We start from the raw sequence: 18,899 nt of genomic DNA, 5'->3' as shown, positions 1-18,899 counted from the left end.
CCACTGGACGCAAATACTGCGTTTCGACTGCTTGTACTGACATGTACACCATTGGCCGTAGTGGATTCACTCCGTCAGCGATATCACCTCCCGTGTTTCTGTTTCGCGCCCGCGCCCCTATAATGGTTGCCTTTTTCGCCCAATGATTTTGCGGAGCTGGTGATGGCCGAACGTATGGCGTCAGTCGAGCGCGACACTCTGGAAACCCAGATCAAAGCCTCGATCAACCTGGATGGCACCGGAAAGGCCCGATTTGATATCGGTGTCCCTTTTCTTGAGCACATGCTGGACCAGATCGCCCGTCACGGGCTGATCGACCTGGATATCGTCAGCAAAGGCGACCTGCATATCGATGACCACCACACCGTGGAAGACGTCGGTATCACCCTGGGCCAGGCATTCACCAAAGCCATCGGCGACAAGAAAGGCATCCGTCGCTACGGCCACGCCTACGTGCCGCTCGATGAAGCGCTGTCGCGCGTGGTGATCGACTTCTCCGGCCGCCCAGGCCTGCAGATGCATGTTCCGTACACCCGTGCCACCGTCGGCGGCTTCGACGTTGACCTGTTCCAGGAATTCTTCCAGGGCTTCGTCAACCACGCCAACGTCACCCTGCACATCGACAACCTGCGTGGCCACAACACCCACCACCAGATCGAAACCGTGTTCAAGGCTTTCGGCCGCGCGCTGCGCATGGCTGTGGAGCTCGATGACCGCATGGCCGGGCAAATGCCTTCGACCAAGGGCGTCCTGTAATGCAGACAGTCGCGGTTATCGATTACGGCATGGGCAACCTGCACTCGGTGGCCAAGGCCCTCGAGCACGTCGGTGCCGGCAAGGTCCTGATCACCAGCGATGCCAACGTGATTCGCGAAGCCGACCGGGTGGTTTTCCCCGGCGTTGGCGCGATTCGCGACTGCATGGCGGAGATCCGTCGCCTGGGTTTCGATTCGCTGGTGCGTGAAGTCAGCCAGGACCGTCCGTTCCTCGGCATCTGCGTGGGCATGCAAGCCTTGCTCGAGCGCAGTGAAGAGAACGACGGCGTCGACTGCATCGGCCTGTTCCCGGGCCAGGTGAAGTTCTTCGGCAAGGATCTGGTCGAGGATGGCGAGCACCTGAAAGTCCCGCACATGGGCTGGAACGAAGTGAAGCAGAAGGTCAGTCATCCGCTGTGGCATGACATTCCGGACCTGGCGCGTTTCTACTTCGTGCACAGCTACTACATCGCCGCCGGCAATGCCCGGCAGGTGGTGGGTGGCGGTCACTACGGGGTCGATTTTGCCGCAGCGCTGGCCGAAGGCTCGCGATTCGCCGTGCAGTTCCACCCGGAGAAAAGCCATACCCATGGCCTGCAGTTGCTGCAGAACTTCGCCGCGTGGGACGGTCGCTGGTAAATGGCCGTCAAGAAGAAGCCGCCGATCCTGACCCTCACTCCCGAGCAGGAGAGCGAGGCCAATCGCAAGATCAAGCGTTTCATGGAAGATCGCTTCGAGCTCGACCTCGGTTCGTTCGAGGCGGCCGAGATTCTTGAGCTGTTTACCCGTGAAATTGCTCCGCACTATTACAACAGGGCGATTTTCGATGTGCAGACGCACCTCAAAGAGAGGTTCGAAAGCATCGAAAGCGACCTGTGGGCGCTCGAGAAAAACTGATTTCCGAGCCAAGCTGAACATTCGAATTTGAAGGTTTGCCAGATGCTGATTATTCCCGCTATCGATCTCAAAGACGGTGCCTGTGTTCGTCTGCGCCAGGGCCGCATGGAAGATTCCACGGTGTTCTCCGATGACCCGGTGAGCATGGCTGCCAAGTGGGTGGAGGGCGGTTGCCGTCGTCTGCATCTGGTCGACCTGAACGGCGCGTTCGAAGGCCAGCCGGTCAACGGCGAAGTGGTCACGGCGATTGCCAAGCGCTACCCGAACCTGCCGATCCAGATCGGCGGCGGTATCCGCTCCCTGGAAACCATCGAGCACTACGTAAAAGCGGGCGTGAGCTACGTGATCATCGGCACCAAAGCCGTGAAGGATCCGGCCTTCGTTGCCGAAGCCTGCCGTGCGTTCCCGGGCAAAATCATCGTGGGTCTGGATGCCAAGGACGGTTTCGTCGCCACTGACGGCTGGGCCGAAATCAGCACCATCCAGGTGATCGATCTGGCCAAGCAGTTCGAAGCCGACGGCGTGTCCTCGATCGTTTATACCGACATCGCCAAAGACGGCATGATGCAGGGTTGCAACGTGCCGTTCACCGCCGCGCTGGCCGCTGCCACGAAGATTCCGGTGATCGCTTCCGGCGGCATCCACAACCTGGGTGACATCAAGACCCTGCTCGACGCCAAGGCGCCAGGCATCATCGGCGCGATCACCGGCCGCGCGATCTACGAAGGCACCCTCGACGTCGCTGAAGCGCAAGCTTTCTGCGATTCGTACAAAGGCTGAGGACTGACCATGGCGCTGGCCAAACGCATCATCCCTTGCCTGGACGTGGACAACGGCCGGGTCGTCAAAGGTGTGAAGTTCGAGAACATCCGCGATGCCGGTGACCCGGTGGAAATCGCCCGTCGCTATGACGAGCAGGGTGCCGACGAGATTACCTTTCTCGACATCACCGCCAGCGTTGACGGTCGAGACACCACGCTGCATACCGTCGAGCGCATGGCCAGCCAGGTGTTCATTCCGCTGACCGTGGGCGGTGGCGTGCGCACCGTGCAGGACATTCGCAACCTGCTCAATGCCGGTGCGGACAAGGTCTCGATCAACACCGCAGCCGTTTTCAACCCGGAATTCGTCGGCGAAGCGGCGCAGCATTTTGGTTCGCAATGCATCGTGGTCGCGATCGATGCGAAGAAGGTCTCGGGACCTGGCGAAACCCCGCGCTGGGAAATCTTCACCCATGGCGGTCGCAAGCCAACCGGCCTCGACGCCGTTGAGTGGGCGAAGAAGATGGAAGGCCTGGGGGCCGGTGAGATCCTGCTGACCAGCATGGACCAGGACGGTATGAAAAATGGCTTCGATCTGGGCGTCACCCGCGCCATCAGCGATGCGTTGGGCATTCCGGTGATCGCTTCCGGTGGCGTCGGCAACCTGCAGCACCTGGCCGACGGCATTCTCGAAGGCCACGCCAGCGCAGTATTGGCAGCGAGCATTTTCCACTTCGGTGAATACACCGTTCAGGAAGCCAAGGCATACATGGCCCACCGCGGGATTGTGATGCGCTGAACAAACCGCTGCAGGCCAGTGGACATCATGGCGGGCTCAGGGCACTCTTGGGCACGCCATGGATTTCGGTAGCCAGACATGTTTAAAACCATTCTTCTTGTCCTCGCCAGCGCTTCCTTGTTGCTCCTAGGTAGTGCGCGCGCGGCAGACAGCTCCGCCACAGAGCTGGTGTTGCTGACGGAAAACTTCCCGCCCTACAACATGGCCAGGAACGGCAAAAACTTCGCTCAGGACGAGAACATCAATGGCATCGCCGTGGACATCGTCCGTGAGATTTTCAAGCGCGCCGATATCAGCTATAGCCTGACCCTGCGTTTTCCGTGGGAGCGGGTCTACAAGCTGGCACTGGAAAATCCCGGCTACGGTGCATTCGTGATGGCGCGTTTGCCGGACCGCGAGCGGCTCTTCAAGTGGGTCGGGCCGATCGGTCCGGATGACTGGATCATGCTGGCCAAGGCCGACAGCAAAATCTCCCTCGAAACGCTGGAAGACGCGCGCAAGTACAGGATTGGCGCGTACAAGGGCGACGCCATTGCCATGACGCTGGCCAAGCAAGGCTTGAAACCGGTGGTGGTGCTGCGCGACCAGGACAACGCGAAGAAACTGGTCAACGGCCAGATCGACCTGTGGGCCACCGGTGATCCGGCCGGACGCTACCTGGCGCGTCTGGAAGGCGTGAGCGGGCTAAAGACAGTGCTGCGCTTCAACAGCGCCGAGCTCTATCTGGCGTTGAACAAGGACGTGCCGGACGATACGGTGGCCAAACTGCAGGCGGCGCTGGATCAGATGCGCAAGGAAGGCAAGGTGGACGAGATCATGGCGCAGTATCTGTAAGGTAGATCAAAAGATCGCCGCCTGTTGTAGCTGCGGCAGGCTGCGATCTTTTCAGCGGTAAACCCCATCCTTTCCATGCGCAGCCGTCGCGCGATTACCGCGCACGCTGATCATCTGCTTGATATCAATCCACTCGATCCCTTGAGCTTTCAGCTTCGGCAACTCGCGCTCCAGCACCGCCAGGGTCTGCGGATACGGATGCCCGATCATCACCGCTGATCCCTGCTTGTGAGCCAGGCTGATCGCTGTCTGCAACTGGGTGAAAATTGCCGCTTCAGTGCGCTCATCATCCAGGAACACATCACGCGAAACGCTCGCCAATCCAATCTTCTGCGCCTCGGCGGCGGCCACCGTCTGTGCGCTGGTGCGGCTATCCAGGAATAGCTTGTGTCGACGCTGCAAGTCAGCCATCAACCAGGCCATGGCCGGTCGTTGGGCGGTCATGCGGCTGCCCATATGGTTATTGATGCCGGCGGTGTAGGGCACCACCTCAAGGGCGGCGTTCAGGCGTTTCTCAAGCTCGTCGATGGGCAAGTCAGGACGCCAGGCGAACGGCCCGGTGGCCGGGTCCATGGGCATGTGCAGGATGACGATCTTGCCGGCGCGATGGGCTTCGCGGGCGAATTCGGTGGCGTGGGGAGTGTCAGGCATGATCGCCGCGGTTACAGGCCCCGGCAGGGCCAGCACCTGGCGATCCCGGGGCAGGCTCTGCCCCAGGTCATCGATGATCAGCGTGATATAGGCCTTTTGCGGGGCGGGCGCTGCGTGAGCAACACTCGCCAGGCAACACAACAGCCCCAAGGCTAACCGCAATAGCATCTCAGCGGCCGGACGTGATGCTCAGCCCTTTGAGCAGGCTCAGGGCCTGGGCCAGTTGGTAATCGTCGTCCTGCGGCATCGGCTTGGCCTTGCCGCCGGAACTGCTCGGCTTGTCGGCGCCGCCGTTGCCATTGCCCAGGTGACCCTGCAGATCGGCTTCCTTGAAGTAGTCGCCGTCTTGCTCGTTGGTGATCTTGGCCCTGCGCACTTCGATGTCCGGGATGATGCCCTGGGCCTGGATCGAGCGACCGTTGGGCGTGTAGTACAGCGCCGTGGTGATCTTCAGGGCGCGCTCGTTGTTCAGAGGCAGCACGGTTTGCACCGAGCCTTTGCCGAAACTCGGCGTACCCATGACCACCGCACGTTTCTGGTCCTGCAGGGCGCCGGCGACGATTTCCGAGGCCGAGGCGCTGCCGCCGTTGATCAGCGTGACCATCGGCACGGCTTCGCTTTCGTCCTTGCCGGTGGCGGAGAAGCGCAGTTCGGAGTTGGCGATGCGGCCCTTGGTGTAGACGATCAGGCCCTTGGTGATGAAGTGGTCGACCACTTCCACCGCCGCTTGCAGCACGCCGCCCGGGTTGTTGCGCAGGTCGAGGATGATGCCGTTGAGTTTCTTGCCGTTGTCTTTGCGCAGCTTGGCCAGGGCCTTGGACACTTCTTCGCCGGTCTTGACCTGGAACTGGGTGATGCGGATGTAGCCATAGCCCGACTCGAGCAATTGGCTCTTCACGCTCTTCACCTGAATGATGGCGCGGGCCAGGGTCACATCGAACGGGGTGCCGCCGTCGCGGACCAGGGTCAGGGTGATTTTCTGGCCGATCTTGCCGCGCATCTTGTCCACGGCTTCGGTCATGGTCTGGCCGCGAGTGGGCTGGCCGTTGATCTTGACGATGAAGTCGCCCGCCTGGATGCCAGCCTTGGAGGCCGGCGTGTCATCGATCGGCGACACCACCTTGATGAAGCCGTCCTCGGCGCCGACTTCGATGCCCAGGCCGCCAAACTCGCCGCTGGTGCTTTCCTGCAGTTCAGCGAAGTCTTCAGGGCCCAGGTAGGCGGAGTGCGGATCAAGGTTGCTGAGCATGCCCTTGATAGCGTTTTCCAGCAGGGTCTTGTCGTCTACCGGTTCGACATACGCGGCCTTGATCCGATCCATGACCTCGGCAAAGGTGCGCAACTCTTCCAGCGGCAATGGCGCCTTGGTGGTCGCGGCAGTGCCCGCGGGCGCGACTGCCGGGGCCGGCTGAGCGGCGAACGCCAGAGGCGCGCCGATCACCAGGGCGATCGTCAGGGCCAGCGAGGTAAGGCGGGACAAATACAGCATGTCGAACGAACTCCTAATGTAGGTGACTCAGCGCCTATCCTTGCGCGCGGCACCATTGCGCCGGATCACTCGGGTGACCCTGCTGACGAATCGCAAAATACAACGCTGGTGTGTCCTGCCCGCCACTGTTACCGACAGTGGAGATGGATTCACCGGCTTTTACCACGTCACCCGCAGACTTGAGCAGTGTCTGGTTGTGACCATAAAGACTCAAAAAACCGTTACCGTGGTCGAGAATCACCAGCAGCCCGGCACCGCGCAACCAGTCGGCGAACACCACGCGACCGCCATGCACCGCGTGCACGGTGCTGCCGGCAGAAGCGCCGATCATCACGCCGTCCCACTTGGTCCGGGTATCGTCGCCACGGCTTTCACCGAAGCGTGCCAACAGTCGACCATCAACCGGCCACGGAAGTTTGCCGCGGGTAGACGCAAATGCACCGCCAAAAGTTTCGCCTGAGCTTGAAACCAATGCGCCGGGTGTTGATTTAACGGGTTTGCGTGGGGCGTCATCGCTGGCATCTGCCTGCGCCTGGGCCTCACGTAAACGCTTTTTTTCGGCTTCCTGCTGGGCAATCAGCGCTTTCTGTCGCGCCTCTTCTGCCTCACGAGCCTGGCGGGCCAGGGTTTCTTCAATGGTTTTAAGGACTTTAGACAGGTCTGCCTGATCCTGCTCACGGGCTGCCAGTTTCTGGTCGCGAGCTTTCACGTCTTCGTTGAGCTTGGCCAGGACTTGCTGGCGCTCCTGGCGAACCTTCTCGAGTTCGCCACGCTGGGTTTCGAGGCTGCTCTGCTGCACCAGCAATTGCGCTTGCTGCAGACCGATGTCTTTTTCGACATTGGCCAGCTGGCGCAGGGTTTCGTTGAAATTCTTCAGCTGCTCCAGGCGGGCCTGGCTCAGGTAGTCGTAATAAGTGAGCGTGCGGGCGAACTTCTCGGGGTTCTGCTGGTTGAGCAGCAGTTTCAAGTACTCCTGGCGGCCGTTCTGATAAGCCGCGCGGGCCTGGATGGCGATCAGTCGCTGCTGTTCAGTGCGCGCGCTCTGGAGTTTTTTTTTCTCCGCATCGAGTCGCTGCAACTCGGATTCGCTTTTCTGCAGCTCTTTTTGCAGGGCTTCGACCTGCTTTTCGAGCTTGCCCATCTCGGTTTCGGTGCCCTTGAGGTCTTTTTGCACGCCGGACTTTTCTTGCTGCAGCTTGCCCAGCAGTTTTTTCAGCTCGGCAATGTCCTGACGCGTGGCGTCCAACTGTTGCTGGGTTTGCGCGCGCTCGTCGGCGAAGGCCGGTTGGAGCAGGCAAGTCAGGGCAAGGGCTATCAGGACGCGGAGCATAGAGGCGGGCGACACCAGGGAAAGGGACGTCCTAGTATGCCCGCCAAGCGCAGCAAAAAAAATGCCCATTTCTGACTGTGTGATGACTGGACCCAAAAACACCCTAAAACCAATGTGGGAGCGGGCTTGCTCGCGAATGCGATGGGTCAGGCGACGACGATGTCGACTGATACTGCGCATTCGCGAGCAAGCCCGCTCCCACAGGGTTTTATGGTGTTCGGGAAATCCTGGTCAGACCAGAATCGAAGTCCCGGTCATTTCCGCCGGTTGTTCCAGGCCCAGCAGTTTCAGCATGGTCGGTGCCACGTCCGCCAGCACGCCGCCTTCGCGGACTTTCAGGTCGCGCTTTCCGACATAGATGAAGGGCACCGGCTCGGTGGTGTGCGCGGTATGGGCCTGGCCGGTGGCCTCGTCGGACATTTGCTCGACGTTGCCATGGTCGGCGGTGATCAGGGCTTCGCCGCCGACTTTATCCAGCGCTTCGACGATGCGGCCGACGCAAAGGTCCAGGCACTCGACCGCCTTGACCGCCGCTTCGAACACGCCGCTGTGGCCAACCATGTCGCCGTTGGCGTAGTTGACCACGATCACGTCGTAACGCTGGTTTTCGATGGCGTCGACGATGCGGTCGGTGACTTCCGGTGCGCTCATCTCCGGCTGCAGGTCGTAGGTGGCGACTTTCGGCGACGGGATCAGGATGCGCTCTTCGCCCGGGAAAGGTTCTTCACGACCGCCGGAGAAGAAGAAGGTCACGTGGGCGTATTTTTCGGTTTCGGCGATGCGCAGCTGGGTCTTGCCGTTTTTCGCCAGGTAGTCGCCCAGCACGTTTTCCAGGCTGCCGGCAGCGAAGGCCGAAGGTGCAGGAATGCTGGCGGCGTACTGGGTCAGCATGACGAAGCCGGCCAGTTTTGGCTGACGGGCACGCTCGAATTCCTTGAAATCGTCTTCGACGAACACGCGGGTCAGTTCTCGGGCGCGGTCGGCGCGGAAGTTCATGAACACCACGGCGTCGCCGTCTTCGACCTTCACCGGCTCACCGATGGAGGTGGCTTTGACGAACTCGTCGCTCTCGCCACGCGCGTACGCGGCCTGCAGGCCTTCCTGGGCGGTGGCGGCGTTGAATTCGCCATTGCCGTCGACGATCAGGTTGTAGGCCTGGGATACACGGTCCCAGCGGTTGTCGCGATCCATGGCGAAATAACGGCCGATGAGGCTGGCGATGCGGCCTTTGCCCAGGGCCTGGAAGGTGGCGTCCAGCAGTTCGATCGACGATTGCGCGCTTTTCGGCGGGGTATCGCGGCCGTCGAGGAAGGCGTGCAGGTAGATTTTTTCAGCGCCGCGCTTGGCGGCCAGTTCGGCCATGGCGACCAGGTGATCCTGGTGGCTGTGCACGCCGCCATCGGACAGCAGGCCCATGAAGTGCACGGCTTTACCGGCGGCGACGGCTTTGTCCACGGCGGCGCAGATGGTCGGGTTCTCGAAGAACTCGCCGTCGCGGATCGATTTGGTCACGCGGGTGAAGTCCTGGTACACCACGCGGCCGGCGCCGAGGTTCATGTGGCCAACTTCGGAGTTGCCCATCTGGCCGTCCGGCAGGCCAACGTCCATGCCGCTGCCGGAAATCAGGCCGTTGGGCACGGTGGCCCACAAACGATCCAGTACCGGCTTCTTCGCCGCAAAGATGGCGTTGGATTCAGGGCTCTCACTGTGACCGAAGCCGTCGAGAATAATCAGGACCAAAGGTTTAGGCGTGGTAGTCATGGAGTCCGCTCGTGGCTGAATTAAAAGAGGGCGATGGAAAAGGGAGTGGCAGTTTAAAGCGAAGTTCCGGCCACGTCACCGCCGGACGGGGTTTGGCCCACCATAGTGGCTGTGTATACTGGCCGACATTTTAACGCCCTGGAACCTCCTTCGATGGTTGCTCACCTGATTGAATTTGCCACTAACCACTACATCCTCGTCGGTATCTTCGTCGTACTGCTGGCGTTGCTGATCGCCTATCAGATGCAGGGCGGCGGCCGTAGCCTGAGCACTGGCGAACTGACTGGCCTTGTCAACAAGGATGCGGGCGTGGTGATCGACATTCGTCCGACCAAGGACTTCGCCGCCGGTCATATTGTAGGCGCGCTGAGCATTCCTCACGACAAACTGGCTGCACGCGTCGGCGAGCTGGAAAAACACAAGGCCAAGACCATCATCCTGGTCGACGCCATGGGCCAGACGGCCGGTACCCACGCCCGCGAGCTGGTGAAGGCAGGTTTCACCGCCGCCAAGCTGTCCGGTGGTGTGTCCAGCTGGAAAGCCGACAATCTGCCGCTGGTGAAGTGATATGAGCAACGTCGTCGTCTATTCCAGCGATTACTGCCCTTATTGCTCCCGAGCCAAGTACCTGCTCGAGAACAAAGGCGTGGCCTTCGAAGAGATCAAGGTCGATGGCAAGCCGCAGGTGCGCGCCGCGATGGCTCAGAAAGCCGGACGCACGTCCGTGCCGCAGATCTGGATCGGCAGCACCCACGTTGGCGGTTGTGATGATTTGTTTGCCCTGGAGCGCGCCGGCAAGCTCGACGCGCTGCTCAAGGCCTGAAATTCCATACCCTATAAAAGCCCAAGATCAGAAAGGATCTGAGATGACTGACCAACAGAACACTGCAGCCAGCGAAGAAGAAACCGCACCGCAATTCTCCTTGCAGCGCATCTACGTACGTGACTTGTCCTTCGAAGCCCCGAAAAGCCCGGCGATCTTCCGCCAGCAGTGGGAGCCGAGTGTCGGTCTGGATCTCAATACCCGTCAAAAGGCTCTGGAAGGCGACTTCCACGAGGTCGTGCTGACCCTGTCGGTCACCGTGAAGAACGGTGACGAAGTGGCATTCATCGCCGAAGTGCAACAGGCCGGTATCTTCCTGATCAAGAACCTGGACGACGCTTCGATGAGCCACACCCTGGGTGCATTCTGCCCGAACATCCTGTTCCCGTACGCTCGCGAAGCGCTGGACAGCCTGGTGACCCGTGGTTCGTTCCCGGCCCTGATGCTGGCTCCGGTGAACTTCGACGCGCTGTACGCGCAAGAACTGCAACGCATGCAGGCAGCGGGCGAGACGCCGACCGTCCAATAAGCGTTCCTGAGGTCGAAGCAAGTCCAATGTGGGAGCGGGCTTGCTCGCGAAAGCGGTCTATCAGTCGACATTGATGTTGAATCTGACGGCCCCTTCGCGAGCAAGCCCGCTCCCACATTTGTTTCGGGGTGTTATTTGAAATCGTTCTGGCGCCAGGCCTCGTACACGGCCACCGCGACAGTGTTGGACAGGTTCAGGCTGCGGCAGCCTTCACGCATCGGCAGACGCAAGCGTTGTTCTGCGGGCAGGGCATCCAGCACCTCGGCGGGTAAACCACGGCTTTCCGGGCCGAACAGGAACGCATCGCCCGGTTCGAAGCTGGCGTCGTGGAACGGTCGCGAGCCCTTGGTGGTGAAGGCAAACACCCGCGGATGACCGAGGCTTTCCAGGCAGCTGGCCAAGTCCGCGTGGCGTTGCAGGGTGGCATACTCGTGGTAATCGAGGCCGGCCCGGCGCAGGCGCTTGTCGTCCATCTCGAAGCCCAGCGGTTCGATCAAATGCAGGTGGCAGCCACTGTTGGCGCACAGCCTGATAACGTTGCCGGTGTTCGGCGGAATTTCTGGTTGGAAAAGGATGACGTGAAACATGCACGGCTCCGAAGGTAAAGATGAGCGGCATTCTACGCCGCAAGCCGACCCTCGTTCGAAACTATTCCCGCGTGTGATGGCTTCACTGGCAATCGTCGGGGTCATGGTGGGGCTGATGATCGGTCGCCTGACCACTCCCGATCCCAGTCAATTGCAGCAGGTCGAGGTCACCGGTGACGGGCTGGTGGTGTGGTTCAACAACGAACCCAAGACCCACGGCGAAATAGTCGATGGTAGCGTTGCTTTGCTGTTCGAGGCCGATGGCACCGCGCAGAAAGGCCAGCTCAAGCTCCATGACAAGGACGTGAACTGGCGCGTGCGTAAAAGTGATGGGGGATTGTTGCTGACGCTGGTGGCGGCCCGGCCCCTGCAGGGGGAGTGGACCGGTAGCGAGGTCGATGACCGCTGGCGGCTGGAGATCCATCTCCGTGAGCAATAAAAGAGGGGAATCCCCGGCCTGCCTGTACCAAGGTCCCCAAAACGGGAGGGTTCGCGCATCGCGCCTGAACCCGGTGTAAAGAGGGAATCCCCGGCCTGCCTGTACCAAGGACCCCAAAACTGGGGGGCTCGTCGCTTGTGCGGTGTGAGCCCGGTGTAAAGAGGGGAATCCCCGGCCTGCCTGTACCAAGGTCCCCGAAACTGGGTAGTGATCTGAATCACTGATGAGACTATTGCAGGGGGCGTGCCAGCTTTTAACAAGTTGAAACAGAAAGTTGCCCGCAAGCGTCGAAAGCCCCGCAATCCGGGGCTTTCGTGTTTTTTCGATAGGGGTTCGATTGCGAACGCAGGCGTGATTTCAGATCAGTTGCCGTGCGCGATTGCGGGTCACTGTGCATTCAGTCGGTGCGCGCGGATCTGAATGTGGGAGCGGGCTTGCTCGCGAAAGCGGTGTGTCAGTCCACATTGATGTTGAATCTGATGGCCCCTTCGCGAGCAAGCCCGCTCCCACATTGTTCGGTGTAAACCATCGGCCCTGCTTAACCCTCATCCCCCTCATCATCATCCCCACCATCAACCTTCATCCCCAGCTCCTTGATCTTGCGAGTCAGGGTGTTGCGCCCCCAGCCCAGCAGCACGGCGGCATCCCGGCGGCGGCCGGCGGTGTGCTTGAGGGCGGTTTCGATCATGATCCGCTCGAAGGTCGGCACCGCACTGTCCAGCAGGCTGGACTGACCGCGAGCCAGGGCCTGGTCGGCCCATTGGCGCAGCGCCTGTTCCCAGTTGGTCACCGGCGCCGAATCCTGCGGAAGGCTCAGCAGCTCCGGTGGCAGGTCGCCGATGTGCACTTCGCGACCCGAAGCCATCACGGTGATCCAGCGGCAGGTGTTCTCCAGCTGGCGCACGTTGCCCGGCCATGGCAGGTTCTTCAGGTATTCCTCGGTTTCGCTCTTCAGCAGTTTCGGCTCGACGGCCAGTTCCTGCGCGGCGCGGCTGAGGAAATGCTTGGCCAGAGTCGGGATGTCTTCGCGACGGTCCGACAGGCGCGGTATGTGGATGCGGATCACGTTGAGGCGGTGGAACAGGTCTTCACGGAATTTCCCGGCATGCACCAGGGTTTCCAGGTTCTGGTGCGTCGCGGCGATGATCCGCACATCGACTTTGACCGGGACGTGACCCCCGACACGGTAGAACTCGCCGTCGGCCAGTACGCGCAGCAAACGGGTCTGGGTGTCGGCCGGCATGTCGCCGATTTCATCAAGAAACAGCGTACCGCCATCGGCCTGCTCGAAACGCCCGCGACGCAGGTTGGCCGCGCCAGTGAAGGCGCCTTTCTCATGGCCGAACAGCTCGGATTCCATCAGGTCTTTTGGGATCGCCGCCATGTTCAGTGCAATGAACGGCGAAGCCGCGCGTGGGCTGTGGCGGTGCAGGGCGTGGGCCACCAGTTCTTTACCGGTACCCGATTCGCCGTTGATCAGCACGGTGATGTTGGAATGGCTCAGGCGCCCGATGGCGCGAAACACTTCCTGCATCGCCGGCGCTTCGCCGATGATTTCCGGGGTGCGGGTCAATGCGACCGGGACTTCCAGTCCTTGCTGTTCCTGGGCGTGCTGGTTGGCGCGCTTGACCAGCGAGACCGCCTCGTCGACATCGAACGGCTTGGGCAGGTATTCGAATGCGCCGCCCTGATAGGACGCGACAGCGCTGTCCAGATCGGAGTGCGCGGTCATGATGATCACTGGCAGCCGTGGGTGTTGCTCGCGAATCCGCGCCAGGAGGTCCAGGCCGCTGGCACCGGGCATGCGGATGTCGGAGATGATCACGTCCGGCTGCTGGCGCGCCAGGCGGCTCATCACGCCATCGGCGCTGTCGAAGCTTTGCGTGGTCATGCCTTCCTGCTGCAAGGCTTTTTCCAGGACCCAACGGATAGAACGGTCGTCATCGACGATCCACACGGTTTCACTACGGCTCATGTCGATGTGGCTCCTTGTTCCAGTGGCAGAAAGATCGAGAACGTGGTGTGGCCGGGGTGGCTGTCACATTCGATCAAGCCCTGGTGCTGGCTGATGATGTTCTGGGTAATGGCCAGGCCCAGCCCGGTACCGTCCGGACGGCCGCTGACCATGGGGAAGAAGATGGTTTCCTGAAGATCCGCAGGAATGCCCGGACCGTTGTCGATGATTTCGATCTTGGTCACCAGGCGGTGGCGCACATGACCAATGGTGAACTGGCGCATGGCCCGGGTGCGCAGGGTGATGCGGCCCAGGCGCAACTCGTTCTGGCTGCTGATGGCCTGCATCGCATTGCGCACGATATTCAGCACGGCCTGGATCATCTGTTCACGATCGATCAGGACGTCAGGAATGCTCGGGTCGTAGTCGCGCACCAGCGTGATGCAGCCCTGGCTTTCGGCCTCGACCAGATGGCAGACGCGCTCCAGCACTTCGTGAATGTTGCACATGGCCAGCGATGGCAATTTGTTCGAGCCGAGCATGCGATCGACCAGGTTGCGTAGGCGATCGGCCTCTTCAATGATGACATTGGTGTAGTCGCGCAGGCTTTCTTCCGGCAGCTCGCGGGCCAGCAGCTGCGCCGCGCCGCGGATACCACCCAGCGGATTCTTGATTTCATGGGCCAGGCCGCGCACCAGCATCTTGCTGGTTTCCTGCTTCGACAGCTGGGCCTCTTCCTTGGTGATGCGCAGCAAGCGGTCGCGGGGATGGACTTCGAGCAGGAGCAGGGTATCGCCATTGCTCAGGATCGGCGTTACCGCGTAATCGACCGTCAGGGTCTGGCCGGTGAGGGCGGTGAGCATGGCTTCGCGCTTGGTGAACGGATGCGCCTGCTGCACCGCCTGGCGCAATGAATTGAGCGCCTCGGTGGATTCGGTGAACAGCTCGCTGATGAACTGCCCATGGCTGCGCTGGCCGCTGATGGCCAGGAGCATTTCCGCCGCGGGGTTCATGTACTCAAGGCGCAGTTCGGCGTTGAGCAGAATGGTGGCGGTGGTCAGGTTGTCGAGAAGCAAGCGATGCAGTGCGTCACTGATGGTCATTCAGGACCTCTTTTGGAGCAGGGCGCGCGCATGAATAAAGCGCTGATACGAGGAAAATGCAAAAACCAAACCAAGGCTCCGAAAAGAAGCGTTTAACCCCTGAAACGGGTGTTTAACGCTCGATTGCGTGGCGTTCTGCCAGCTTCAGCGGGTAATTTCGAACCAAAATGGGCTGCAATGTGCGCGGGGTGCAACCATTCGCACCAATATAGTGCGCAAGCCGGGACAAGGTAAGAAGTCCTTCAGCGCTTGTGCACCCGCTGCACGGTGAAGGTGACGGTAGGGCTTTGCTGCACGATGGTTTCGCCGCTGACAACCTGCACGGCGAGGCTGTGCAGGCCACGGTCGATGTTCACCAGTTGCAGGCTCGGTACGTTGCTGGGTTGGCCATAAGGCTGGTCATCCAGCAACAGCTGCAGTAGATGCGGGCCTTGCAGGCGCGGTTCGATCAGCACGTTGATGGTGAAGGTGCCGTTGTTGGCGCGCAGGGCTTCGGTGGTGGGCAGGCCCGTGAGTTCCAGTACGTTGTAGGCGATCCTGGGCTGATCTTGCGACTGGGTGGGGGTGGGAGGTGCTTGCGTGGGCTGGGGCTGAGCACGATTGAGCGGTGGCAGTTCGACCGGCTGCGCGTTGACGCCATCGGGTGGTTGATTGCTATACGCCGTGTTGCCCTGGGCGTCGGTGTACTTGTAGATCTGCGCTGTGGCGGGCAGGGCGATCAGCAGCAGGATGAGGAGAAAGCCACGAGGCATGAAATCGACCGGAAGCGAAAGCGTTGGAGTGCAGCATAGGTCAGGGGGGTGGTTGTCCCAAGTGAATCAAGATCAAAAGATCGCAGCCTTCGGCAGCTCCTACTATGGGAATGGCGTGCACCCTGTAGGAGCTGCCGCAGGCTGCGATCTTTTGACTCATAAAAAAGGCCTCCCGAAGGAGGCCTCTTTTTTGTCACGCCGCGTGTCGCAGCGCTACCGGATCAGCAGCTGTAGTACAGCTCGTATTCCAGTGGGTGTACGAAGGTACGTACCTTGATTTCTTCTTCGCTTTTCAGGGCGATGTAAGCGTCGATGAAGTCGTCGCTGAAAACGCCGCCTTTGGTCAGGAACGCACGACCTTTGTCCAGCTCTTCCAGGGCTTCTTTCAGGCTGCCGCAAACTTGTGGGATCTCTTTCGCCTCTTCAGGCGGCAGGTCATACAGGTTTTTGTCAGCTGCATCGCCAGGGTGGATCTTGTTCTGGATGCCGTCCAGGCCGGCCATCAGCAGTGCGGCGAAGCACAGGTACGGGTTGGCAGCCGGATCCGGGAAGCGAGCTTCGATACGGCGGGCTTTCGGGCTCGACACGTAAGGAATACGGATCGAAGCGGAACGGTTGCGAGCCGAGTAGGCCAGCATTACCGGTGCTTCGAAGCCTGGAACCAGACGCTTGTAGGAGTTGGTAGCCGGGTTGGTGAAGCCGTTCAGGGCCTTACCGTGTTTGATGATGCCGCCAATGAAGTACAGGGCGGTATCGGACAGGCCGGCATAACCTTCGCCAGCGAAAGTGTTCTTGCCTTCTTTCCAGATGGACATGTGCACGTGCATGCCCGAGCCGTTGTCGCCGTACAGCGGCTTAGGCATGAAGGTAGCGGTGCGACCGTAGGCGTCGGCAACGTTGTGCACGACGTACTTCAGGGTTTGGGTTTCGTCGGCTTTCTTCACCAGGGTGTTGAATTTGACGCCGATTTCGTTCTGGCCGGCAGTTGCCACTTCGTGGTGGTGAACTTCGACGGTCAGGCCCATTTCTTCCAGTGCGTTGCACATGGAGGTACGGATTTCGTGGTCGTGGTCGAACGGTGGAACCGGGAAGTAGCCGCCTTTGACGCCTGGACGGTGGCCCTTGTTGCCGCCTTCGATGTCCTGGTCGGACATCCAGGAACCTTGTTCGGAGTAGATCTTGAACATGGAGCCGGAAATGTCGGACTTGAACTTCACCTGGTCAAAGATGAAGAACTCTGGCTCTGGACCGGCGAATACGGTGTCACCGATACCGGTGGATTTCAGGTGCTCTTCGGCGCGCTTGGCGATCGCGCGTGGGTCGCGGTCGTAGCCTTGCATGCTCGAAGGCTCGATGATGTCGCAGACCAGGATCAGGGTCGGCTCTTCGGTGAACGGGTCCAGGACAGCGGTGGAGTCGTCTGGCATAAGGATCATGTCGGAGGCTTCGATGCCTTTCCAGCCAGCGATGGACGAACCGTCGAACATCTTGCCGACTTCGAAGAAGTCATCATCCAGCGCGTCGCGAGCCGGCATGGTCACGTGGTGCTGAGTGCCTTTGGTGTCCGTGAAGCGCAGATCAATCCACTTGACGTCATGATCTTTAATGAGTTGAACCGACTTCGACATAGTGTCCTCCGGGTGGCTTAGGGCTGGTAGTGGATGCCCTTAATAGTTGGTGATGCCGGCGCGAATACTCTGCCAAGGCAACCTGCCTCACAAGGGAGCAAATTGCATGCCAGTGCCCCACCATGGGTTTTTTGCCCCAAATTCACGCCTGTCAGGCGGAAAAGCACATTAAAGCGGAATAATGCGCCCTACAATGTGGCGTTCATTTCAATAAATGACCTGTTTTGGTGCGCTAAAAACCTTCTGCACATTAACTGGTTAAACCTTGAGCAATTTCCGCTATAATCCGCGCCCCCCTTTTTCGGCAGGCCCTGCGCGCGCTGTTTCCATGAAATTAATCGTAAAAGTCTTTCCCGAGATCACCATCAAGAGCCGCCCGGTACGGATGCGTTTCATCCGTCAGTTGGCCAAGAACATCCGTGCCGTGCTCCGTGACCTGGACCCGGCTGTGGTGGTGAACGGTGTGTGGGACAATCTCGAGCTGGAAACCCGCGTCAGCGAGCCCAAGGCCCTGAAGGAGATGGGCGAGCGCCTGAGCTGCATGCCGGGCATCGCGCATTTCCTGCAGATCGACGAGTACCCGCTGGGTGACTTCGATGACATCGTCGAGAAGTGCAAGCAGCACTACGGCGATGCACTGGCTGGCAAGATTTTTTCGGTACGTTGCAAGCGCGCCGGCAAGCATCCATTCAGCTCGATCGATATCGAGAAATATGTCGGCAGCCAGTTACGCCGCCAGTGCGGTGCCGCCGGAATCGACCTGAAAAAGCCTGAAATCGAAGTTCGTATCGAAGTTCGCGACCAACGGTTGTTCGTGATCCACAGCCAGCACAACGGCATCGGCGGTTATCCGCTGGGTGCGCTGGAGCAGACGCTGGTGCTGATGTCCGGTGGTTTCGACTCCACCGTCGCGGCCTACCAGATCATGCGCCGCGGCCTGATGGCGCATTTCTGCTTCTTCAACCTGGGTGGACGTGCCCACGAATTGGGCGTCATGGAAGTCGCGCATTTCATCTGGAAGAAGTACGGCAGCTCGCAACGCGTGTTATTTGTCAGTGTGCCGTTCGAGGAAGTGCTGGGAGAAATTCTCGGAAAAGTCGATAACAGTCATATGGGCGTAGTATTGAAGCGTATGATGTTGCGCGCTTCCTCGCAGATTGCCGACCGACTGCACATCGAGGCACTGGTCACCGGTGAGGCGATCTCCCAGGTATCGAGCCAGACGCTGCCGAACCTGTCCGTGATCGACTGCGTAACCGACAAGCTGGTCTTGCGTCCGCTGATCGCCAGTCACAAGCAGGACATCATCGACCTGGCCAACGAAATCGGCACTGCCGACTTCGCCAGGCACATGCCGGAGTACTGCGGGGTCATCTCGGTGAACCCCAAGACCGCTGCCAAACGCTATCGCGTGGAGCACGAAGAGAAAGAGTTCGACATGGCAGTCCTCGAGCGTGCACTCGAGAACGCCAAACTGGTACCGATCGATCGCGTGATCGACGAATTGGGCCAGGATCTGCAAATTGAAGAAGTCAGCGAAGCGCTGGCCGGTCAGATCGTCATCGATATCCGTCACCCGGATGCCGCTGAAGACGACCCGCTGGACCTCGCTGGCATCGAGGTACAAACGATGCCGTTTTATGCACTGAACGCTCGTTTCAAGGAACTGGACCCTACTCGCCAGTACCTGCTTTATTGCGACAAAGGCGTGATGAGTCGCCTGCATGCCCACCATTTGCTCAGTGAGGGGCATGCCAATGTGCGCGTTTATCGACCGAGCTAAGTGCCCGGGGCTGTTTGCCTGTGG

General features: G+C 60.1%; 20 protein-coding genes. 11 read left to right on the top strand and 9 right to left on the bottom strand.

What is annotated here, in order from left to right:
- The first annotated feature begins 162 nt into the window (after nucleotides 1–162).
- From hisB to SOP85_RS04480, 6 genes are all read left to right on the top strand, one after another.
- Complete coding sequence (hisB, locus tag SOP85_RS04505) at nucleotides 163–756, top strand: imidazoleglycerol-phosphate dehydratase HisB (RefSeq protein ID WP_007939452.1); 594 nt, start codon at nucleotides 163–165, stop codon at nucleotides 754–756.
- Entirely contained in the window at nucleotides 756–1,394 is a 639-nt protein-coding gene (hisH, locus tag SOP85_RS04500) for an imidazole glycerol phosphate synthase subunit HisH (RefSeq protein WP_077186145.1), read from the top strand. The genes hisB and hisH overlap by 1 nt, the downstream gene beginning before the upstream one ends.
- Entirely contained in the window at nucleotides 1,395–1,652 is a 258-nt protein-coding gene (locus tag SOP85_RS04495; RefSeq protein ID WP_095077943.1) for a DUF2164 domain-containing protein, read from the top strand.
- Nucleotides 1,653–1,694: 42 nt separating this feature from the next.
- Complete coding sequence (hisA, locus tag SOP85_RS04490) at nucleotides 1,695–2,432, top strand: 1-(5-phosphoribosyl)-5-[(5-phosphoribosylamino)methylideneamino]imidazole-4-carboxamide isomerase (RefSeq protein WP_027617356.1); 738 nt, start codon at nucleotides 1,695–1,697, stop codon at nucleotides 2,430–2,432.
- A 9-nt stretch (nucleotides 2,433–2,441) separates the two neighbouring features.
- Nucleotides 2,442–3,212, top strand: a complete 771-nt coding sequence (gene hisF / locus SOP85_RS04485) for an imidazole glycerol phosphate synthase subunit HisF (RefSeq protein ID WP_007897430.1) — start codon at nucleotides 2,442–2,444, stop codon at nucleotides 3,210–3,212.
- 78 nt (nucleotides 3,213–3,290) lie between these two features.
- The gene (locus SOP85_RS04480) at nucleotides 3,291–4,046 is read left to right on the top strand and encodes a substrate-binding periplasmic protein (RefSeq protein WP_274075149.1); all 756 of its coding nucleotides are present in this window, start codon (nucleotides 3,291–3,293) and stop codon (nucleotides 4,044–4,046) included.
- A 51-nt stretch (nucleotides 4,047–4,097) separates the two neighbouring features.
- Here the strand turns inward: SOP85_RS04480 and SOP85_RS04475 are convergent, their stop codons facing one another.
- From SOP85_RS04475 to gpmI, 4 genes are all read right to left on the bottom strand, one after another.
- On the bottom strand, nucleotides 4,098–4,865 hold the full coding sequence (locus SOP85_RS04475; RefSeq protein ID WP_274075150.1) for a divergent polysaccharide deacetylase family protein: 768 nt from the start codon (nucleotides 4,863–4,865) through the stop codon (nucleotides 4,098–4,100).
- 1 nt (nucleotide 4,866) lies between these two features.
- A complete protein-coding gene (locus SOP85_RS04470) occupies nucleotides 4,867–6,186 on the bottom strand; it encodes a S41 family peptidase (protein ID WP_274075151.1) in 1,320 nt (439 codons plus the stop codon).
- 34 nt (nucleotides 6,187–6,220) lie between these two features.
- Complete coding sequence (locus tag SOP85_RS04465; RefSeq protein ID WP_323606511.1) at nucleotides 6,221–7,516, bottom strand: murein hydrolase activator EnvC family protein; 1,296 nt, start codon at nucleotides 7,514–7,516, stop codon at nucleotides 6,221–6,223.
- Between the two features lie 231 nt (nucleotides 7,517–7,747).
- Nucleotides 7,748–9,277, bottom strand: coding sequence for a 2,3-bisphosphoglycerate-independent phosphoglycerate mutase (gene gpmI / locus SOP85_RS04460; protein WP_323626197.1), 1,530 nt, complete (start codon nucleotides 9,275–9,277; stop codon nucleotides 7,748–7,750).
- 153 nt (nucleotides 9,278–9,430) lie between these two features.
- Here gpmI and SOP85_RS04455 point away from each other — a divergent pair, with 153 nt between their 5' ends.
- From SOP85_RS04455 to secB, 3 genes are read left to right on the top strand one after another with little or no spacing between them, the layout of a single operon-like run.
- Nucleotides 9,431–9,844 (top strand): rhodanese-like domain-containing protein, encoded by a 414-nt coding sequence (locus SOP85_RS04455; protein WP_274075154.1) that lies wholly within the window; start codon nucleotides 9,431–9,433, stop codon nucleotides 9,842–9,844.
- 1 nt (nucleotide 9,845) lies between these two features.
- Nucleotides 9,846–10,100 (top strand): glutaredoxin 3, encoded by a 255-nt coding sequence (grxC, locus tag SOP85_RS04450; RefSeq protein ID WP_008058538.1) that lies wholly within the window; start codon nucleotides 9,846–9,848, stop codon nucleotides 10,098–10,100.
- A 43-nt stretch (nucleotides 10,101–10,143) separates the two neighbouring features.
- Nucleotides 10,144–10,629 carry a protein-export chaperone SecB gene (gene secB / locus SOP85_RS04445; RefSeq protein WP_274075155.1) on the top strand — a complete coding sequence of 162 codons (486 nt, stop codon included), beginning with the start codon at nucleotides 10,144–10,146 and terminating at the stop codon, nucleotides 10,627–10,629.
- Between the two features lie 131 nt (nucleotides 10,630–10,760).
- Here secB and trmL read toward each other — a convergent pair whose 3' ends face one another.
- Complete coding sequence (gene trmL, locus SOP85_RS04440) at nucleotides 10,761–11,216, bottom strand: tRNA (uridine(34)/cytosine(34)/5-carboxymethylaminomethyluridine(34)-2'-O)-methyltransferase TrmL (RefSeq protein ID WP_323626196.1); 456 nt, start codon at nucleotides 11,214–11,216, stop codon at nucleotides 10,761–10,763.
- Here trmL and SOP85_RS04435 point away from each other — a divergent pair.
- Nucleotides 11,215–11,655 carry a hypothetical protein gene (locus SOP85_RS04435; RefSeq protein ID WP_323626195.1) on the top strand — a complete coding sequence of 147 codons (441 nt, stop codon included), beginning with the start codon at nucleotides 11,215–11,217 and terminating at the stop codon, nucleotides 11,653–11,655. The two genes, trmL and SOP85_RS04435, sit on opposite strands and share 2 nt — an antisense overlap.
- Before the next feature lie 538 nt (nucleotides 11,656–12,193).
- Here the strand turns inward: SOP85_RS04435 and ntrC are convergent.
- The 4 genes from ntrC to glnA all read right to left on the bottom strand — a co-directional run bounded on the left by ntrC (nucleotide 12,194) and on the right by glnA (nucleotide 17,092).
- The gene (ntrC, locus tag SOP85_RS04430) at nucleotides 12,194–13,630 is read right to left on the bottom strand and encodes a nitrogen regulation protein NR(I) (protein WP_274075158.1); all 1,437 of its coding nucleotides are present in this window, start codon (nucleotides 13,628–13,630) and stop codon (nucleotides 12,194–12,196) included.
- Nucleotides 13,627–14,712 (bottom strand): nitrogen regulation protein NR(II), encoded by a 1,086-nt coding sequence (gene glnL, locus SOP85_RS04425; RefSeq protein ID WP_274075159.1) that lies wholly within the window; start codon nucleotides 14,710–14,712, stop codon nucleotides 13,627–13,629. Before glnL ends, ntrC begins: the two co-directional genes overlap by 4 nt.
- A gap of 242 nt (nucleotides 14,713–14,954) precedes the next feature.
- On the bottom strand, nucleotides 14,955–15,464 hold the full coding sequence (locus tag SOP85_RS04420; protein ID WP_323626194.1) for a DUF4124 domain-containing protein: 510 nt from the start codon (nucleotides 15,462–15,464) through the stop codon (nucleotides 14,955–14,957).
- A gap of 221 nt (nucleotides 15,465–15,685) precedes the next feature.
- The gene (gene glnA / locus SOP85_RS04415; protein ID WP_274075161.1) at nucleotides 15,686–17,092 is read right to left on the bottom strand and encodes a glutamate--ammonia ligase; all 1,407 of its coding nucleotides are present in this window, start codon (nucleotides 17,090–17,092) and stop codon (nucleotides 15,686–15,688) included.
- Between the two features lie 328 nt (nucleotides 17,093–17,420).
- Between glnA and thiI the strand changes: the two genes are divergently transcribed.
- Nucleotides 17,421–18,875 carry a tRNA uracil 4-sulfurtransferase ThiI gene (thiI, locus tag SOP85_RS04410; protein ID WP_274075162.1) on the top strand — a complete coding sequence of 485 codons (1,455 nt, stop codon included), beginning with the start codon at nucleotides 17,421–17,423 and terminating at the stop codon, nucleotides 18,873–18,875.
- Nucleotides 18,876–18,899 lie beyond the last annotated feature (24 nt).

Source organism: Pseudomonas sp. YuFO20, assembly GCF_035064975.1.
Lineage (GTDB): Bacteria > Pseudomonadota > Gammaproteobacteria > Pseudomonadales > Pseudomonadaceae > Aquipseudomonas > Aquipseudomonas putida_AE.
Note: the sequence above shows the minus strand (reverse complement) of the source record. Positions and strands in the feature narration are given on the sequence as shown.